The following is a 400-nucleotide window of genomic DNA, read 5'->3' as shown; positions in this document are numbered from 1 at the left end:
AAACAATCGATGTGCCATCACTCTTCATTGGCGGGAAGAGTGATTGGGGCACCTACTCGGCACCAGGTGCACTCGATCTGATGAAAGCCAAGGCAGCAACGAGGATGGGAGAGATTGAGCTCATTGAGGGCGCCGGTCACTGGATCCAACAAGAACAGCCGGTTCAGCTCGGCGAGCTCCTGCTCACCTTCATGAAGGAGACCAGTGTTGCTTAAACAGAAAATCTGCTGCCTAGCCCAAGCCACGGACGCGCACACGGCAACCAAAGCGGAGCGGCCGGAAGGAGCACCACGATGAAAGCTGTAGTCGTTACCACCACCCGCGAGTTGGAAGTCCGCGACGTGCCCACGCCCACCAATGCGCCGAGCGACCACCTGCTCGTGCAGATCGAGGCCGCCGC

At 59.2% G+C, this 400-nt stretch carries 1 protein-coding gene; it reads left to right on the top strand.

Going from position 1 to position 400, the window contains the following annotated elements; genetic code table 11:
• On the top strand, positions 1-215 hold a 215-nt coding region (locus tag JAO29_RS23130; protein WP_334270647.1), incomplete at its 5' end, for an alpha/beta fold hydrolase.
• Positions 216-400: the final 185 nt, after the last annotated feature.

The sequence above is a fragment of the Edaphobacter sp. HDX4 genome, from assembly GCF_036877565.1.
Classification (GTDB): Bacteria; Acidobacteriota; Terriglobia; order Terriglobales; family Acidobacteriaceae; genus Edaphobacter.
Note: the sequence above shows the minus strand (reverse complement) of the source record. Positions and strands in the feature narration are given on the sequence as shown.